General features: G+C 69.0%; 14 protein-coding genes. 12 read left to right on the forward strand and 2 right to left on the reverse strand.

The window, feature by feature from the left end; genetic code table 11:
* Nucleotides 1-59: 59 nt before the first annotated feature.
* The 7 genes from ACZ499_RS15000 to ACZ499_RS15030 all read left to right on the forward strand — a co-directional run bounded on the left by ACZ499_RS15000 (nt 60) and on the right by ACZ499_RS15030 (nt 9062).
* Nucleotides 60-1472 carry a site-specific integrase gene (locus ACZ499_RS15000; RefSeq protein ID WP_468675160.1) on the forward strand — a complete coding sequence of 471 codons (1413 nt, stop codon included), beginning with the start codon at nt 60-62 and terminating at the stop codon, nt 1470-1472.
* Complete coding sequence (locus ACZ499_RS15005; RefSeq protein ID WP_468675163.1) at nt 1469-3268, forward strand: hypothetical protein; 1800 nt, start codon at nt 1469-1471, stop codon at nt 3266-3268. Before ACZ499_RS15000 ends, ACZ499_RS15005 begins: the two co-directional genes overlap by 4 nt.
* Nucleotides 3265-4554, forward strand: coding sequence for a hypothetical protein (locus tag ACZ499_RS15010; protein ID WP_468675165.1), 1290 nt, complete (start codon nt 3265-3267; stop codon nt 4552-4554). Before ACZ499_RS15005 ends, ACZ499_RS15010 begins: the two co-directional genes overlap by 4 nt.
* Nucleotides 4555-4570: 16 nt before the next feature.
* The gene (locus ACZ499_RS15015; RefSeq protein WP_468675167.1) at nt 4571-5695 is read left to right on the forward strand and encodes a tyrosine-type recombinase/integrase; all 1125 of its coding nucleotides are present in this window, start codon (nt 4571-4573) and stop codon (nt 5693-5695) included.
* The gene (locus ACZ499_RS15020; RefSeq protein WP_468675169.1) at nt 5692-6018 is read left to right on the forward strand and encodes a helix-turn-helix domain-containing protein; all 327 of its coding nucleotides are present in this window, start codon (nt 5692-5694) and stop codon (nt 6016-6018) included. Before ACZ499_RS15015 ends, ACZ499_RS15020 begins: the two co-directional genes overlap by 4 nt.
* Nucleotides 6015-8375, forward strand: coding sequence for an XRE family transcriptional regulator (locus tag ACZ499_RS15025; protein WP_468675171.1), 2361 nt, complete (start codon nt 6015-6017; stop codon nt 8373-8375). The genes ACZ499_RS15020 and ACZ499_RS15025 overlap by 4 nt, the downstream gene beginning before the upstream one ends.
* A gap of 264 nt (nt 8376-8639) precedes the next feature.
* On the forward strand, nt 8640-9062 hold the full coding sequence (locus ACZ499_RS15030) for a hypothetical protein (protein ID WP_468675172.1): 423 nt from the start codon (nt 8640-8642) through the stop codon (nt 9060-9062).
* Here the strand turns inward: ACZ499_RS15030 and ACZ499_RS15035 are convergent.
* Both ACZ499_RS15035 and ACZ499_RS15040 read right to left on the reverse strand, forming a co-directional pair.
* Complete coding sequence (locus ACZ499_RS15035) at nt 9059-9400, reverse strand: hypothetical protein (protein WP_468675174.1); 342 nt, start codon at nt 9398-9400, stop codon at nt 9059-9061. The genes ACZ499_RS15030 and ACZ499_RS15035 overlap by 4 nt on opposite strands.
* Nucleotides 9401-9495: 95 nt before the next feature.
* Nucleotides 9496-10941 (reverse strand): SidA/IucD/PvdA family monooxygenase, encoded by a 1446-nt coding sequence (locus ACZ499_RS15040; RefSeq protein ID WP_468675176.1) that lies wholly within the window; start codon nt 10939-10941, stop codon nt 9496-9498.
* A gap of 274 nt (nt 10942-11215) precedes the next feature.
* Here ACZ499_RS15040 and ACZ499_RS15045 point away from each other — a divergent pair, with 274 nt between their 5' ends.
* From ACZ499_RS15045 to ACZ499_RS15065, 5 genes are all read left to right on the forward strand, one after another.
* Nucleotides 11216-11899 carry a hypothetical protein gene (locus ACZ499_RS15045; RefSeq protein WP_468675177.1) on the forward strand — a complete coding sequence of 228 codons (684 nt, stop codon included), beginning with the start codon at nt 11216-11218 and terminating at the stop codon, nt 11897-11899.
* Entirely contained in the window at nt 11884-12228 is a 345-nt protein-coding gene (locus ACZ499_RS15050; RefSeq protein ID WP_468675178.1) for a hypothetical protein, read from the forward strand. Before ACZ499_RS15045 ends, ACZ499_RS15050 begins: the two co-directional genes overlap by 16 nt.
* Before the next feature lie 44 nt (nt 12229-12272).
* A complete protein-coding gene (locus tag ACZ499_RS15055; protein WP_468675180.1) occupies nt 12273-13361 on the forward strand; it encodes a hypothetical protein in 1089 nt (362 codons plus the stop codon).
* A complete protein-coding gene (locus tag ACZ499_RS15060) occupies nt 13358-13888 on the forward strand; it encodes a hypothetical protein (protein WP_468675181.1) in 531 nt (176 codons plus the stop codon). The genes ACZ499_RS15055 and ACZ499_RS15060 overlap by 4 nt, the downstream gene beginning before the upstream one ends.
* Before the next feature lie 357 nt (nt 13889-14245).
* Nucleotides 14246-14479, forward strand: a complete 234-nt coding sequence (locus ACZ499_RS15065; protein ID WP_468675183.1) for a hypothetical protein — start codon at nt 14246-14248, stop codon at nt 14477-14479.
* Nucleotides 14480-14746 lie beyond the last annotated feature (267 nt).

Consider the following 14746-nt stretch of genomic DNA (forward strand, 5'->3'; position numbering starts at 1 on the left):
CTGTGTTCTGTGGACATACGCTGTGTTGCCTCATGTCGTGTTGCGGCTGAGGGAGTCAAGTGACGTACGAATGGCGGCTGTTCTGGGTCGGCGACGGGGGCAATCCCGCAGGAGGCCGACCCGTTCCCGGCTGGGAGGACTTGGAGGAGCGCGAGCGGGCGCTCAGGCTGCGCGAGCGGCAGCCGATCCTCGTCTCGCCGGATGGCCGGGTCGATCCTCGGCTGAGTGAGTGCCTGCGACGCTCGGCGTTCTCGGCCAAAGCGCAGGGCACCCAGGTCACGTACGCCCCGCTCTACCGGCTGTTCTTCACGTTCCTGTGGCAGCGCGGACTGGACTGGGACGAGGCGTCGGAGGACGACGTCGAGGACTGGGAGGACTGGCGTCGACGAGGGGCGACGAATCCAGCTCCGGTCGACGGCGGCACGTGGGCGAAGGAGCAGGCCGCGTTAAAGCTGCTGTACGGCATCGCGGCCAAGCGCGGCCTTGTGCCGGCGAACCCGGTGACGCTGGCCTCGCCGTCGGACGTGAAGACCTCGGACGTGAAGTGGCTGTCACCGCGGGCCTTTCGGCTGTGGCGCAACGTCGGGCTCGGCGGCATGCTGCCGGGCGGCCTGGAGGACGAGGCCTGGCGCGGCCGTTCGGCTGGCAGGGACACGGCGTACGCCGACCTCATCTACTCCAGCGGCCTGCGGCGCCGCGAAGGCGGCACCCTACTGCTCCGCGAGCTCCCGGCGCTCGGGCGACGGAACTACTACGCGGGCCGCGTGGGCCAGGCCGTGGCCAAGCGGGCCGGCTACACCTTCTACGTCGGCCATCCGGCGCTCCAGCGCGTCGAGGGCTACCGGATGAGCACACGCGCCTTGGCGGTGGCCCGCGCCCGGCGGCGCGGCGTCTACGACCGGCTGCCCGACCTGCGCATCATCCAGAAGGTCAGTCGGGCGGGCCGCGTGCAGTGGAGAAGCCGGGACGGGCGTGTGGGCGAGAGCGTGCTGGGGCGGCTGACGGCCGCAGGGCGGATGCGGTTGTTCGTCGAGGGCGAGGACGGCCTGGAACCGGCGATGCTGTGGCTGACCGAGACTGGGCTGCCGCTGCAGTACACGAGCTGGACGAAGGTCTTCGAGCGGGCGAGCAACCGGTGCGCCGCTGCGGGGCTCGATGTCTTCGCGACGCCGAAGATGCTGCGGCATTCCATGGCCCTGCGGACTCTGATCGCGCTGCACAACGCGCTGGACCGCCGACTCGGGCTGACGCCCGCCGAGCGCCTGCACTACGAGGAGGTGTACGGGCAGGTCTGGCTGATGGTCAAGGACATGCTCGGGCACCGCACCGAGCAGGTGACGCGGGACGTGTATCTGGAGCCGGTGCGCGGGCTGCAGTTGGAGTCGCTGCTCGGCGACGACGACAACCCCGTGGACGCGGAAAAGATCGCGGAGCTCGCGGCCCGTACGGGCCTAATCCTGGATGCGGCGTGAGCGGGCGGGGGCGCCGGGCGGCGCTGCCGCCGACGGACTACCGCAAGGCGCCGGTGCTGGACGCGGACGGCTTGGTCATCCGCCCGGTCAGCGGCGCCGGGAAGCCGCTGGGCGTGTTCGACTTCCGGGACAGCCCCGGGCCCGTCGATTTCCGGCGGACGCTGGTGGCCGGGCTGGCCGCGCAGGGCCGGGGCTGGGGCAGCGAGGATACCTACCGGACGAACGCCAGCACGCTGCGGCTGCTGTTCAGGGATGCTGCGGCGGCCGAGCCGCCTGTCGCCGCGACCGGGCAGATCACGGTGGAGTGGTGGAAGCAGTGGACCGGCGACATCCACGTCCGCCGGGTCCTGGCCGCGGTCGTCCGGCGGGCGCCTGGGGTGCCGGAGGAGACCCAGGTGTTCCTTCAGACGCCGCGGCGCCGGCCGCCGGCCCGGCGCGGACGGCCGCGCAAGCAGGCGCACACTCGGGAGGAACTGCGCCGGATCCGGGATGCGGCCGCCGCGACGGTGCGTGCCGGACGGCTGCGGATCGCGGCGAACACCGCGGTTCTTCAGCGGTGGCGGGCAGGGGCGATCGAGCGCGGGGAGGGCGACTGGCCCCTCGGTGAGGTGCTGGATGTGCTGGCCCGCACCGGGGATCTTCCGCGCTACCACAGTAGCAGCGACCACTCCGTGACGGCGTACGCGGAGCGCGCGTGCGGCTTCGAGGGCAACGCCGCCTCGCTGAGCCGGCTCTTCGCGACGCCGACGGAGATCGGGGCGGCGGCCGTGCTGCTGATCGTGCACGAGGCGTGGAACCTGTCGGTGCTCAAGAAGCTGGACGTGCCCACCTGGTGGCCGAACGCGGACCGCGAGGACCCCGCCGTGCACCAGGTCGACACGGACAAGGCCCGGCGCGGACGGCGCCGGCACGCCAGCAACACCCTCGCCGACGTCGGCGAGGGCTCCAGCGGCCGCGCCCTGCGGCACGTGCTGGAGCTGACCGCGCCGGCCAGGACCACCCTGGAGACGCTGGGCCGTCCCACGACGAAGCTGCTGGTCGGCCACCGCGGCCTGGGCGGAAACGAGAATTTGCGCGACCACGCGCTCGGCGCAGCCCTGGACGGAGCGATCCGACGCTGGCAGCAGCAGGTCCGCTCCGGAGGCGTCGACCTGCCCGCCCGGGTACACGCCCAGGCACTGCGCCACAGCGCGCAGGCGCACCACGGCCGGGCCCGCAACAACACCCAGGCCACCCACGAGCGTGACTACCAGCTGCAAGACGAAGACGTCCGCGCCGCCTCGCGCGGCGCGGTGGAGCTCGGTCTGGCCCGGGCTGTGGCCTCCGCCCGGCAGACGGTCGCCATGCGCCTGGTCGAGGAGGCCGACGCCGAGGGCGAGGTGAGTGCCGAGCTCGTGGCCAAGGAGGCCGTAATCGACGTGGAGGTGGCGCGCCGGATCGTGGCCGGCCGGCTGCGCACCCCGGTCGCCTCGTGCGCGGACTTCCTCAACTCCGATCACAGCCAGGCCGGGATGCCGTGCGCGGTGTCGTTCCTGCTGTGCTTCGCCTGCCGCAACGCGGTGGCCACCGGCCGCGACCTGCCCCGCATCGCCTACCTGCACCAGGCGCTTGAGTCCCTGCGCTCAGCCGTGACCCCGGCGGTTTGGGCCGCGGACTGGGCGACGCACCACGCGCGGATCGGCGACTTCCTGACCACCTACACCACTACCGACGCGCGGCCCCAGCTAGTCGCCGCCGTGGCCGACAGCGAGCGGGAGCTGATCCACGCGATGCTGGAACGGAGGCTCGACCCGTGAGTGCGTCCTCGCCCGTCCCCGCCAGCCCGGACATTGTCGACCCGGCCCCTGACGCCTTCGTCCTCCCGTTCAACCGACTGCGGCCCGGCTTCGACCCGGAGCAGCTGCCGCGGTTCCGCGATCTGGCCTGGCCCTTGGCGCTGATCAGCCCCAGGGAGTCGAACCGCTCGCTGGTCATCGACTGGAGCCGCTGCCCCGCCGGGCTGAGGCCCGGCATGATGCGCGCGGCCTTCGCCGAGCTGAACCTGCCGACCCCGGCCGTGCTGCTCCAGCAGCGGGCCGCGCGCTCCACCACCCAACCGGGCACGCTGCGCCACTACTTCCAGATCTGGATCCGCTTCGCCTCCTGGCTCGATGGGCGCGGAATCACCGAACTCTCCCAGATCACGATCGGCGACCTGGATGCCTACGCTGAGCACCTGCGCCCGCTCGGCCGCCGGTGGCGCACCGACGCCAGGGCCCTGTGGGTGATCTCGCGGCTGTGGGCCTACGCCCCCTACCTGCCCGAGAGCGACCGGCTGGTCATGCCGCCGTGGGAGGACCCGGCCGCGGTCATGTCCGACTTCCTCGGCACCAACGACGACACCCCCAACGGCGAGAACAACGTCGCGATCGTGCACCCGGCCGTCATGGCCCCGCTCTTGGTGTGGGCGCTGCGCACGGTCCTGGACCTGTCACCGGATATCCTGACCGCCGTCCGCAAGCACCGCCGGCTGCTCGCCGCCATCCCCGCCCGCGCCCCGCTCGGCGGCACCGAGGCCACGGTGGCCCACTTGCGCGGCCTGCTCGCGGCCGGAGAGAAGCTGCCCTCCAGCGGTGCGCCCGGCGCCACCGCCGTGCGCGCCCGCTTCGGCGGGGCGCTGCCGCCGATGGCCAACACCTTCCTGGCCGGCACCCTCGGCGTCACCTTCCATCAGGTTGCCCGCGCCCGCGGCATCCTGTCCGACGAGCTCACCCCGGCCAACTTCGGCCCCGCCCCGATTCTCGACATTCCGCTCACCGGCCGGATCGGTACCGCCCCATGGCGAGAGCAGATTGGCTTCGACGACGTGGACACCCTGATGCTGCACCTGTCCACTGCCGCCCTGATCTGCTGCGCCTACCTCTCCGGCATGCGGCCTGAGGAGAAAGGGGCGGAGTTGCATTTGATGCAACATTCAGCAGGGTGGGCGGACAGCCTATTCGCAGGTCGGAGGGGTCGACTTCGAGGCCGCCAACCCAGTGTCGATCGATCTGCCAGCGCCTCTTGCGCTCGACCGATGCCATCCCAACAATGTTGCATCTAACGCAACGGAGGCTGGAGTGGCTAGAGCGGCTGATTTGGCGGGTGCAGCACACCTGGTGCTCGTGGACGGGGTCTCCTACCTGGACCCTGAGCCGGCGGTGTTCGAGGCGATGCTGGAGGGGTGGACCAAGCAGCAGCGGAGCCGCTTCCTGAATTGGGACGGGACCATCAAGCCGCGGCTGTCGCTGGTCCGCCGGTTCGCCGAGTTCACCAACCAGTACCCGTGGCAGTGGCAGCCGGCCGAGGTCGAAGCGTTCGTCGACCACCTGCGCGCGAAGACGCCGACGTTCACGGTGTCGAGCGGCCGCGGCTACCAGAACCACCTGCGGTTGTTCTGCGAGTACATCACCGATGCGCGCTACGGCTGGATGAACGTCTGCCAGGAGCGCTTCGGCCAGGTGCCGATGCAGATCCTGCACGAGTGGAACACCGTCACCCACGTCAGCGAGTACGAGGGCGACCCGAGTCGACGACCGCTGACCTACGACGAGATCCAGGCCCTGTTCGACGCCGCCGACGGGCGCGTCGAGGAGATCCGCAAGCTCGGCCGCAAGGGCGCGTTGACTGCGATGCGGGACTCCGCCCTGCTCAAGACCTACTACGCCTACGGCATGCGCCGCCGGGAGAACGTCCACCTCGACATCGCGGACCTGCGGCGCAACCCGAAGGCGCCGCAGTACAAGCGGCACGGGGCGATGTTCGTTCGCTACGGCAAGTCCTCGAAGGGCAGCCCGCCCAAGCGCCGCACCATCTTCACGGTCCCGGAGATGGACTGGATCGTCGATGTCCTGGACCACTATCTGACCGAGGTGCGGCCCCGGTTCGGCGCAGGGAAGCACCCGGCGATCTGGGTCACCGAACGAAGCGGGCGCCTGTCGCGCCGGTCGGCGAACGAAGCCTTCGACGCCGCACGGAAGGCCGCTGACCTGCCGGAAGAACTGAAAATGCACTGCCTGAGGCATTCCTACATCACGCACCTCGTCGAGTTCGACTACCCGGAGCGGTTCGTCCAAGACCAGGCCGGCCACGGCTACGCCAGCACCACGGCCATCTACACCGGCGTCTCGGACGAGTACCGCAACCGGCTTTTGCAGCGGAAGTTGACCCATCGCTACCCCGGCATCTGGGAGGACCCCAAGTGATCAAGAAGATGGGCTACCGCTGGAACCTGCGCAAGCTCATGGCCGACCGGGAGATGTTCCAGACCACCGACCTGGTGCCGCTGCTGGCCGAGCGGGGCGTCACCCTCTCCCGTGAGCAGGTCTTTCGGCTGGTCACCCAGCCCCCGCAGCGGCTGTCGATGGACGTCCTGGCGGCTCTGTGCGACATCCTCGCCTGCCAGCCGAACGACCTGATCGAGGTCCAGGTCGTCAACGAGGAAGTCCGCAAGACCGCCGGCGGCGAGGCTCCCGGCCCGTTTCCGGCCGTGCGCCGGACCTCCATCCGGCGCCCGGAGGGCCTGTGACCGCGCCCTCGCCGACCGCGCCGTCGGTCGTCGCCCGCCTCGCCGCCCAGGCCGCGCGGCTGGAGGCCGCCACCTCCGCTGTCACCACCAAGCTCACCGCGGCTGTGCCCGACCTCGACGCCGACGGGGCCGCAGCCGCCCTGGTGCTTGCGGTGCCGATCCCCGTGCGCGGGGCGGCCCGCTTCCTGGAGGAGCTCGCCAAGCACTTGGCCGGCCACCCCCAGGCCCTGACCTCAGGGAGTTCGCTCTGCCCGCCGGTTCTGCTGCGGCTGACCCAGGTGCTGCACGAGGGCGGCCACCCAGTGGTCCGCCCCGGTTGCGCGCACTGCGGCACGGTGCGGACCGACCTTCGGCAGCTACGGCCAGAGGGGCGGCTCTGCGCGACCTGCGACGCCAAGAGTCGCCGCGCTACCTGCGCGCGCTGCCACCGCGAGGGCGTGCAGATCACCGCCCGCCGCCCCGAGGGCGGCATCTGTTCAACCTGCTACCAAAAGGACCCCGCCCGACGGGAAGAATGCGCCGAGTGCGGCGAACTCCAGAACCCTGTGGTTCGCCGCGACGACGGCCGGGGACTGTGCAAGAGCTGCTGGAAACGCCCCACGCACACCTGCGTGACCTGCGGCAAGACCGCGATTGCGGCGCTGGTCGACGCCGACGGCGCGGTCTGCCACCTCTGCTATAACCGCCACCGTCGACCACGACGGCCATGCGGCCGCTGCGGGCAGCTCAAGCGCATCGCGCGCAACGCGCACGACGGTGAGCCCGACCTCTGTGACGGCTGCTACCGCGGCCCCGAACTGACCTGCTCCGCCTGCGGTCGTATCCGCCCCTGCAACAGCAAGCTCCGGGGCCAACCCGTCTGCGGCAACTGCTACCGGCGCAATCGACAAGGCGAGCCATGCGCTCGCTGCGGCCGGACCAAGCCGGTCAACACGCGATGGCCCATCGGGCCGATCTGCATGACCTGCTACAACACCGTCCTCCGGTCGCCCGCCGAGTGCTCGCGCTGCGGCACGGTCCAGCCGCTCATCGCGCGGGACGCCGGCGGCGCCGGCGTCTGCGGACCATGCGTCGGCTTCGCCGCCGACTACACCTGCCGCCAGTGCGGCCGGGCCGGCAACCCCCACAGCCGGGGACGTTGCGCGTTCTGCGTTCTCGCCGAACGGGCGAACCTCCTGCTCGCCGGGGCCGACGGCGTGGTCCCCGACCAGTTGCAGCCGCTCGCGACGGCACTGGCGGCCGCTCCGGCGCCCTTCCAGGCGATTCAGTGGATCCGCGAGAGCCCGAACAGCAGGCTTCTCGCCCGCCTCGCAACCGAGGAGCGTCCGCTCAGCCACGAGCTGCTCGACGAGCTGCCACCCAGCCGGAACCAGCGCTACATCCGCCAACTCCTGGTACACACCGGCGTCTTGGCCGCCCGCAATGAAGACCTCGAACGGATCCCCGGATGGCTGGAGCACGAACTGGCCGTCAAGCCGGCGGCCCATGCGAACCTCGCCCGCCCGTTCCTGCACTGGTTCCTGCTCCGACGCGCGCGCCAACGCGCGGCCGTCCGCCGCTACCCGGCGTCCGCTGACCGCGATCTCAGACGGCGCGTCAGCGTGGCCCTGGAACTGCTGGCCTGGCTCGACCAGCAGCAGCTGGCACTCGAAGACCTCACCCAGGAGCACATTGACGACTGGATCACCGGCGGCACAAGCCAACGGCGCTACTTGATCCGCTACTTCCTGAACTGGACCGCGAGCCGCCAGCTCACCCAGAAGCTCACCGTCCCCTCCATCCCGCAGCAAGAACCCCAGGCCCTGCTCGACGAGGACGACCGCTGGCACATCCTCCAGCGCTGTCTCACCGACGACACCCTGCCCCTTGACGTCCGAGCAGCCGGCGCGATCACCCTGCTCTTCGGTCCGTCCACAGAACGGCTCTGCCATCTGACGCCCGACCACCTACAGCTCGGCAACAAGCACACCCACCTGAGGCTCGGCCGTCACCCCGTCCTGTTGCCCCCACGACTGGCCGGGCTACTGCACCAGCTGGCAGAAGAGCCCCTACCCGGCTCACGAGCTCTGTTCACCCAGGCCACTCTGGGCCCCCGACTGCTGTTCCCGGGCCTGGTCCCAGGGAAGCCCATCTCGACCCACGCCATGACGCAGAAGCTCAACCGACACGGAATCTCGGTCCGCGCGGCCCGCAACTCCGCCCTCGCCGCGCTCGCCGCCGACCTCCCCAGTCCCATCCTCGCCGACCTGACCGGCATGCACCGCCACACCGCGATCCGCTGGGTCGCCTACGCCCGACGCGACTGGGCGGAGTACCTCGCGGCACGCGCCGAGGACCAACAGGAAGGCAGACGATGACCGACGCGACCGCACGCAACGATGAGCGCACAGCCCAAGAAGTGCTCGATTACCTGCTCACGAACTTGAACGGCGCCCTGCGTCGCCAGGAATGTACGGCGGCGAGATGGCGATCAGGCTCTACCTCGACGCCGTGGCGTTCGCGACGCCTCCGAGTCCGCATGGCAGCAGGAGCTGAAAGACCTCCAAACCCGGCGAGGATCCTCCTCCACCGGCGTCCGCGGAGCCTTCCAAGATCTCTGGGGTGATGCACACGAGGGTGCCGTGGCCTCGGCCTACGCCGAGATCGCACACCGTCGGGGATGGCTGCGACTCGACCGGACCCTCACCTCGGCTGAGCACGACGCGATCCGCCGCGTCAGCGATACCTGGTGCCGCAAGGACCGTCTCCTCAGAGACGTCGTCACGGCGTTCGGCCCGCCCTCGGTCCTCTTCGGGGGGAACAACCCCAACTACCCCAAGACGCTGGCCTACGCGACCGATCGACGTGACGACGCCCTGCTCTGCTTCCACTTCTGGAACAGCTTCGCCCCTGGGCCAAGCTCATCGTCGGCTTCCGTCCATGCCGAACCTGTCCTCTGGGCATTCTGGGACGGCGGCACCCTGTTCACGGACGGCTTCACCTTCACACCAGAGGGAACCGCCCGACGCGACCGGGCCGGCTGCCTCGCGGCTCGCGTTGACTAAGAACGCGAACCTTGCTTCGTCTCAGGCAGGGACTTGAGAGCACAGGCCAGAAGGATGACGTCCTGCGACGCCGCTTCTTGCTTAGCGTCGGCCCGACGTCGCTGCAGAGTAGCTAGCTGGTCATCTGCCGATACGCGCCAGAAGAGCGTGCGCGTCGCGTACGTCTCCGACGAGTCCAGATGCTGGCGTGCGGCCTTCAAGACGGAATCGAGGTCGGCCGCCTGCCGAGGATCGTCCACGCCTTTCGCAGCCGTCCGGATGACCGCCTTCTCGACCAGCTTGGTAAAGTTGATCTTCTTTCGGGCCGCCTCGGCGTCGAGAGTATCCAGCACAGCCACGGGCCACCTGATGCCGCGGCGAACCTGGGTCGGTCGCTGCCATGGAGTGGTCTGATGCATGCGAGGCCCCTTCTTTGCGGCAGGCCAGGAGACAGTTAAGGGTACTCCGAGGTATCCAGGTAGTCCACGGGTCTGGGGCAGTGCGAGCTGAGGATGCGGTCGGACAGGAGTCCCAGACTGTGGAGACTCCCAAACCCGGGGCCCTGGGCTTCCGCAAACGTCGGAAGGTGTATCCACGGCCGGAGGTTTGTAATTTCCAGACTATTTCCCATATGGCTACTGAGTCTACCGCCGGCAGATGTGCCTAGAATGGACCCGCCCACCTCGGATTCGATAGCCAAGCGTGCATCGTCGGACAATCTTTCGATCCACCATTCCCTATTGAAACCATTGGCGATCACCACATAATCGAAATCCGCCGGATCTCGCGTGGGCTTAGAATCTTCCGCCGACGAGCCGTCCTTGAGCTTGCAGGGGTGGCACAGCCTTGCCCTGCAGGCAGGGCAGAGCTTCCGCCGGTCGACCGGGTCGGCGAAGGTGACTGTGACTTTATTGGGCAGTCCGATGATTTCCTTCACCTTCCCTTTAATTGCACCGAGATTCCCTGCGAGGTTCAGAACTTTCTTGGATTCAAGAGGGAAGACGCCGAGTGAGGTTCGCCGCAAGAAATCATCTCGAGTATCCGACTCGAAAGATCCCCAGTCGCTTGGGTTCGAGAAGTGCCTGAGTTCGTCATAGCTCTCCCCGCGGCTGTACATGACCCCGGAGGGAGATATGATATTGACGAAACTTTTGGGAAGAGCTGCGCAGAGGTAGGCGGCAAGCGAGGCTGCTGCGGCCCCATTGCCGATGATGGCAATGCTGGCCCCGCCCTTGGAGCGCAGAATTTGGCGCCGCGTAAGATTATTCTTCTTCCAAAACTCCTTGGCGTCCGTTATGCGATCACGGCTTCCTTCGACAGTTATGGCTGTGCTGGGCGGGCCGGGGCCCGTCACAACAAGAGCGTCCGCCGCTGCGCTGAACTGACTTCCATCAGAGGAGCCGCTGAGCCTCCACTCCCCATCCTGCAGGTCGATGCGCTCTACCTCCCATTTCTGGAGGTTTATTTCCCTCTGCTTCTCGCATGCCCTGCAGGCCCAGCGAAGATACTTTGTCCACTCCTTGAGGTCAGGTGGAGGGGTGCCGCGGTCGACCCAATCGGAATAGACCTGCGTACGGGAATCGCTGCCAGATATCAGATATGAGCACCAGCTGAACGTCCCCATCATTGCGGAGTCGACCCCGTGGTTTCCCTGACCCCAAGCTGTGGAGTGGTAAGGGAATCCCAAGTCTTTCAAGGGCGAAGTGGCAAGACCTTGCTTTCCGTCGGTGTAGCCATGCTTCCCGGACCAATTCGCCGCTACCTTTTTGTCATCAATCAGCAGGACATCCGGTACCGAGAAGGTGTCGGGTCGGTGCTTGAGCTTCCTCAGAGAATATGCTTTTGCCGCAATTGCCACAGCCTTAGGGCCTGCCCCCAGCACAAGCAAACGATGGGTCATTTGAGCCTCCTGGCCCGCCGGTAGCAAGGCCCATGTACAGGGGCCGGCCGCAAGCTGTCTGCCGCCGCAGCGCAACTTGAACAGGCCAAGTGTGCAAAGCTCCGTTGCCAATTATCAGCCCCAGGCTTGCAGCGCGCCCGCTCCAGCCGCCGCTTCGAGGCATGACTGTGCTCCGCCACGCCATGGCAGCCAAGGGGGCTCTTAAGGGCTGTCCCGCTACTGCGGACGAACCGGGCGCGAGGGAACGTCGGTGGGACCTGGGAGACTCTGATCCGTGCTGATCAAGGGATACGACTTCGGGCCGTTGGTCGAGGGTGAGCGGCTGCTTGAACGCGCCGGGTTCTGGTCCAGTCACCTTCTGGCTGTGTGCCGGTTCGTCTCGGGTGAGGCCCGGCCGGCACCCGACTGGTTCGGTGACGATGGCGCGGACACCGACGCCCTGGCCGAGGTTCTTCTGGACGACCAGGCCTGGCCGACGTTCCGCATCCCGTTCGCAAGCGGTCACAGCGCCGTCGTCGTGTACCGGAACCTCGTAGGTGACTTCGGGATCGACTACCTGCTGACCCGAGCGGGCTGGCCACGGGCAGAGGAGCTGGTCAGCTTTGACGGCGACTGGTACGGGCCGGGCTTGTCCTGGCGCGACATCATGCACATCGCCGAGACGCCCGACCTGGCCGCCGTCGGCGTGCACGACACCGCGGCCCGACTCCTGCTCCTGTTGCCGTTGCTCGCCGACGACGAGTTGCCGCCAGATGCGCCAGCACGGGTGAACGCCGCTCTCACGGCCATCGGAGCACCCGACGACTGTGCTCAGGACACGGCTGACCATCTCCTTGGGAACAGACGGCCTGGAGCGGGGCGCCGTGGGGGCGACGCCGATTCCCCGCTGAGCGGTCCGGGCGGGCTCTTCCCGGCGGACCAAGGCGGCATAGGCTCCAGGGCATGCACAGCATCCTGACGGAGCACGCCCGGTGTCTCTACGGGGACGAGTACCGACCTACACCGAAGTGCGACGGCGACCACCAGGAGCACTACTTCGTCGAAGAGCTGACCTTCGCTGATGCAGATTCGATCCTCGCCATGCTGCGTGAGCTGAGCCCGCACGTCGTTGACGGCCATCTTCCGGTCTGGGTTCGCAACCTGCCCTACCGTCTGGTGCTCCTGCAGCAACCGGACGAGCCGGCGTTGCTGCGAGAGGCCGCCGAAAGCCTCTGGCTGCATGGACCGAACTGGGACGGCATCGCGGCAGACCTGAAGCGGCGGGCCGACTCGCTGGAAGCGGGATGAGCTGAACGGGCTCTGGCGAGGATCATGTGGGAGAGGTGGGAATAGTGCACAGTGGGAATAACACCCTCCCGCCAGTAGTCCTGGCCCTGCGCCGCGGCTGCTGCACCCGCGTGGAGCGCGAGGACGGCACCGTACGGTTCGAAGTCCGCGGCCGGCACTTCAAGGGGGTGTTGGACGAGGACGGCAACGCGATCGGCGAAGGTGAGGAACGCGCGGACCCGTGGATCGTGCTGGAGCCCGTCGCGCGCGCCATCGCCGTCGTCGAGGAACTCGAAGACGGTGAGCAGCTGTTCACCCGCACCCTCTACCGGTGCGCCAAGGGCACCTGCATGCCCCGCACCGGCCTGTCCTCCGACACCGCCGTGGAACGGATCCGCGCCTTCACCGCCTGGGCCAACCAGCTCGCCACCGCCCACGACCGGCCCCACGAGCTGATCCCGCCCGATCCCGAAGGCGCCGTCGCCCTGCGCCGCTTCCGCCGCACCATCGCCTGGTTCATCTACCGCCAGCCCGGCGGCCGGATCGCGCTCGCGGTGCAGTACGGCCACGCGGCCACCGCCATCTCGGAGTCTTACGCCGGCCGCTCGAAGGCCGACATGCTCGAGGTCCTGGACCAGGAGAAGGGCCTGGCCCTGGCCGAGACCCTCAGCGAGGCCAGCGAACGCCTCAACGCTGGCGAGAAGGTCAGCGGCCCGGCCGCCGACCGCTACCGCGCCGCGGCCGCCGAGTTCTCCGCCCGCTACGCCGGGACCTACCTCGGAAGACGCGAACTGCGCGCGCTGGTCGCCAACCCCCGCCTTCAGGTCTACGAGGACCCGAAGGCGTTCCTGACCTGCAACCACAACGCGTTCACCGCGCTATGCAACCCCGACCGCGACCGGGCGGGCGACAGCGGCCGTAACACCCCCGACCACTCACGCTGCCACCCGGCGTGCGCAAACATCAGCCGCACCGACAGCCAGATCACCGCCCTGCGAGCCGAGGTCACGCGGATCGACGCGGACGCCGACACCGGCCTCGACCCCTACCCCATCGCCGCCCGCGAACAACAGCGCAAGGCCCACCTCACCGCCATCATCCGACGCCACGAGGCCCAGCAACCGGCCGACACCGAAGTCGAGGAGCGCCGATGAAAATCCCCACCGCGGCCGCCCCCGGCCCGCGCGACGGCGCGTCGCTGGCCCAGCTCGTCGGCGAGGCGCTCACCCACGCCCAAGGCCACGCCGACACCGAGGACGCCGCCGAGACCAGAGCTATCACCGACGCCATGGTTCGCCTGCTGATCGGCGCCCCGCTGCACTCCGACGGCAAGCTGACCATCGTCTCCCTGGCCACCGAAGCCGGACTGCGCCGCAACAAGCTCACCCACAAGCACACCGGCCTCAAAGACCTGTTCTACGCCCTGGTCAAGGCCCGCACTCCCATCGGCGAAGCGCTGCCCGACTCGGCGCGGGCCCGCGCGGCCAATCAGCAACAGGACCTGGCCCGCGTCCGCGCCGAACGCGACGATCTGCGCGGACAGACGCAGCTCCTGGTCCGGATCGTCCATGTCCTGGAGATCGAGAACAGCAAGCTCAAGGAGAGTAACGCGGCCCTGGAGCAGCAGGTGGCCGCCCAAACCTCCGTGCCCGACCTCACCCGCCGTCGGCGCCGACCCTGACCCCGGCGTCAACGCCGAGCGGCGGCACCCACCCGGTTGCCGCCAGGTCGGCCCGCGGCCCGCGCTGAGCCAGACGAAGAAGGTTGCCGCCCTCACCCGCGAGCACTGGCAGGGCCAAGAGGCCGACGGCTTCCACCTCTACAGGGAGAAGATGCCGATCTTGGCGACCACGCTGGAGCTGCTGCGCAAGCACGGCACAGCCGGGCCCGCGTTCTGGCGCTTCGGCCGCGAGGACCGGCAGAACCTCTGGGACGCGATCGGCAACCCCCGCCGGGAGGCCGCCCTCGCCCGCCGCGCCGAAGACGCGCGGCGCCGTCTCTCGCGCGGGAAGCAGCCGAACGTGAGGCTCAGCGTCCGGTGTGCGCCAGCTGCAGGGCCAAGTTCACCGACGACAGGTGGAAGGCCAGCATCGTGGTCGACTGGGGCCGCGGGGACAGTCGCCCGCACCTGTACGACGACTGCAAGGCCCGGGAGCTCGAGGCGGAGCGGCAGGCGGAACAGGCCGAACGCGAGCGCCTGGAGCAGGAGCTCCAGAAGGAGGCGGCGCAGGCATCGAAGGCCGGCGGCTGGCTCGGGCGCTGGCGCAGCTGACCCGGGTAAGCCACCCGGCAGCGCGAGGGTTGCCCAGGGCGGGACTGACCCTCCATGGACAACAGGATCCTGGCTGCTTGCCGGACGGGTCCCTGGGCTGACGCTCTGCGGACCCGCCCCGAAACGGTGTAGGCGTCTGCAGCCACCCCGGTGGTTGCAGACGCCCCCGCGAGGTGTCGCGGGTGGGCGCCCTGCGCCCGTTTCGTGCGGCCGTTCCCCAGAGCCGCCTGGCGCGTTGGTCTGGCCGGCAAGCGCGCCCGTCCCAGC

Source organism: Streptomyces sp. NPDC031265 (genome assembly GCF_055570295.1).

What these genes read in the sequence shown, in the direction of transcription:
- ACZ499_RS15040 (WP_468675176.1), bottom strand. Translation starts at nt 10,941, where the DNA reads ATGACCCATCGTTTGCTTGTGCTGGGGGCAGGCCCTAAGGCTGTGGCA.
- ACZ499_RS15050 (WP_468675178.1), top strand. Translation starts at nt 11,884, where the DNA reads ATGCACAGCATCCTGACGGAGCACGCCCGGTGTCTCTACGGGGACGAG.
- ACZ499_RS15060 (WP_468675181.1), top strand. Translation starts at nt 13,358, where the DNA reads ATGAAAATCCCCACCGCGGCCGCCCCCGGCCCGCGCGACGGCGCGTCG.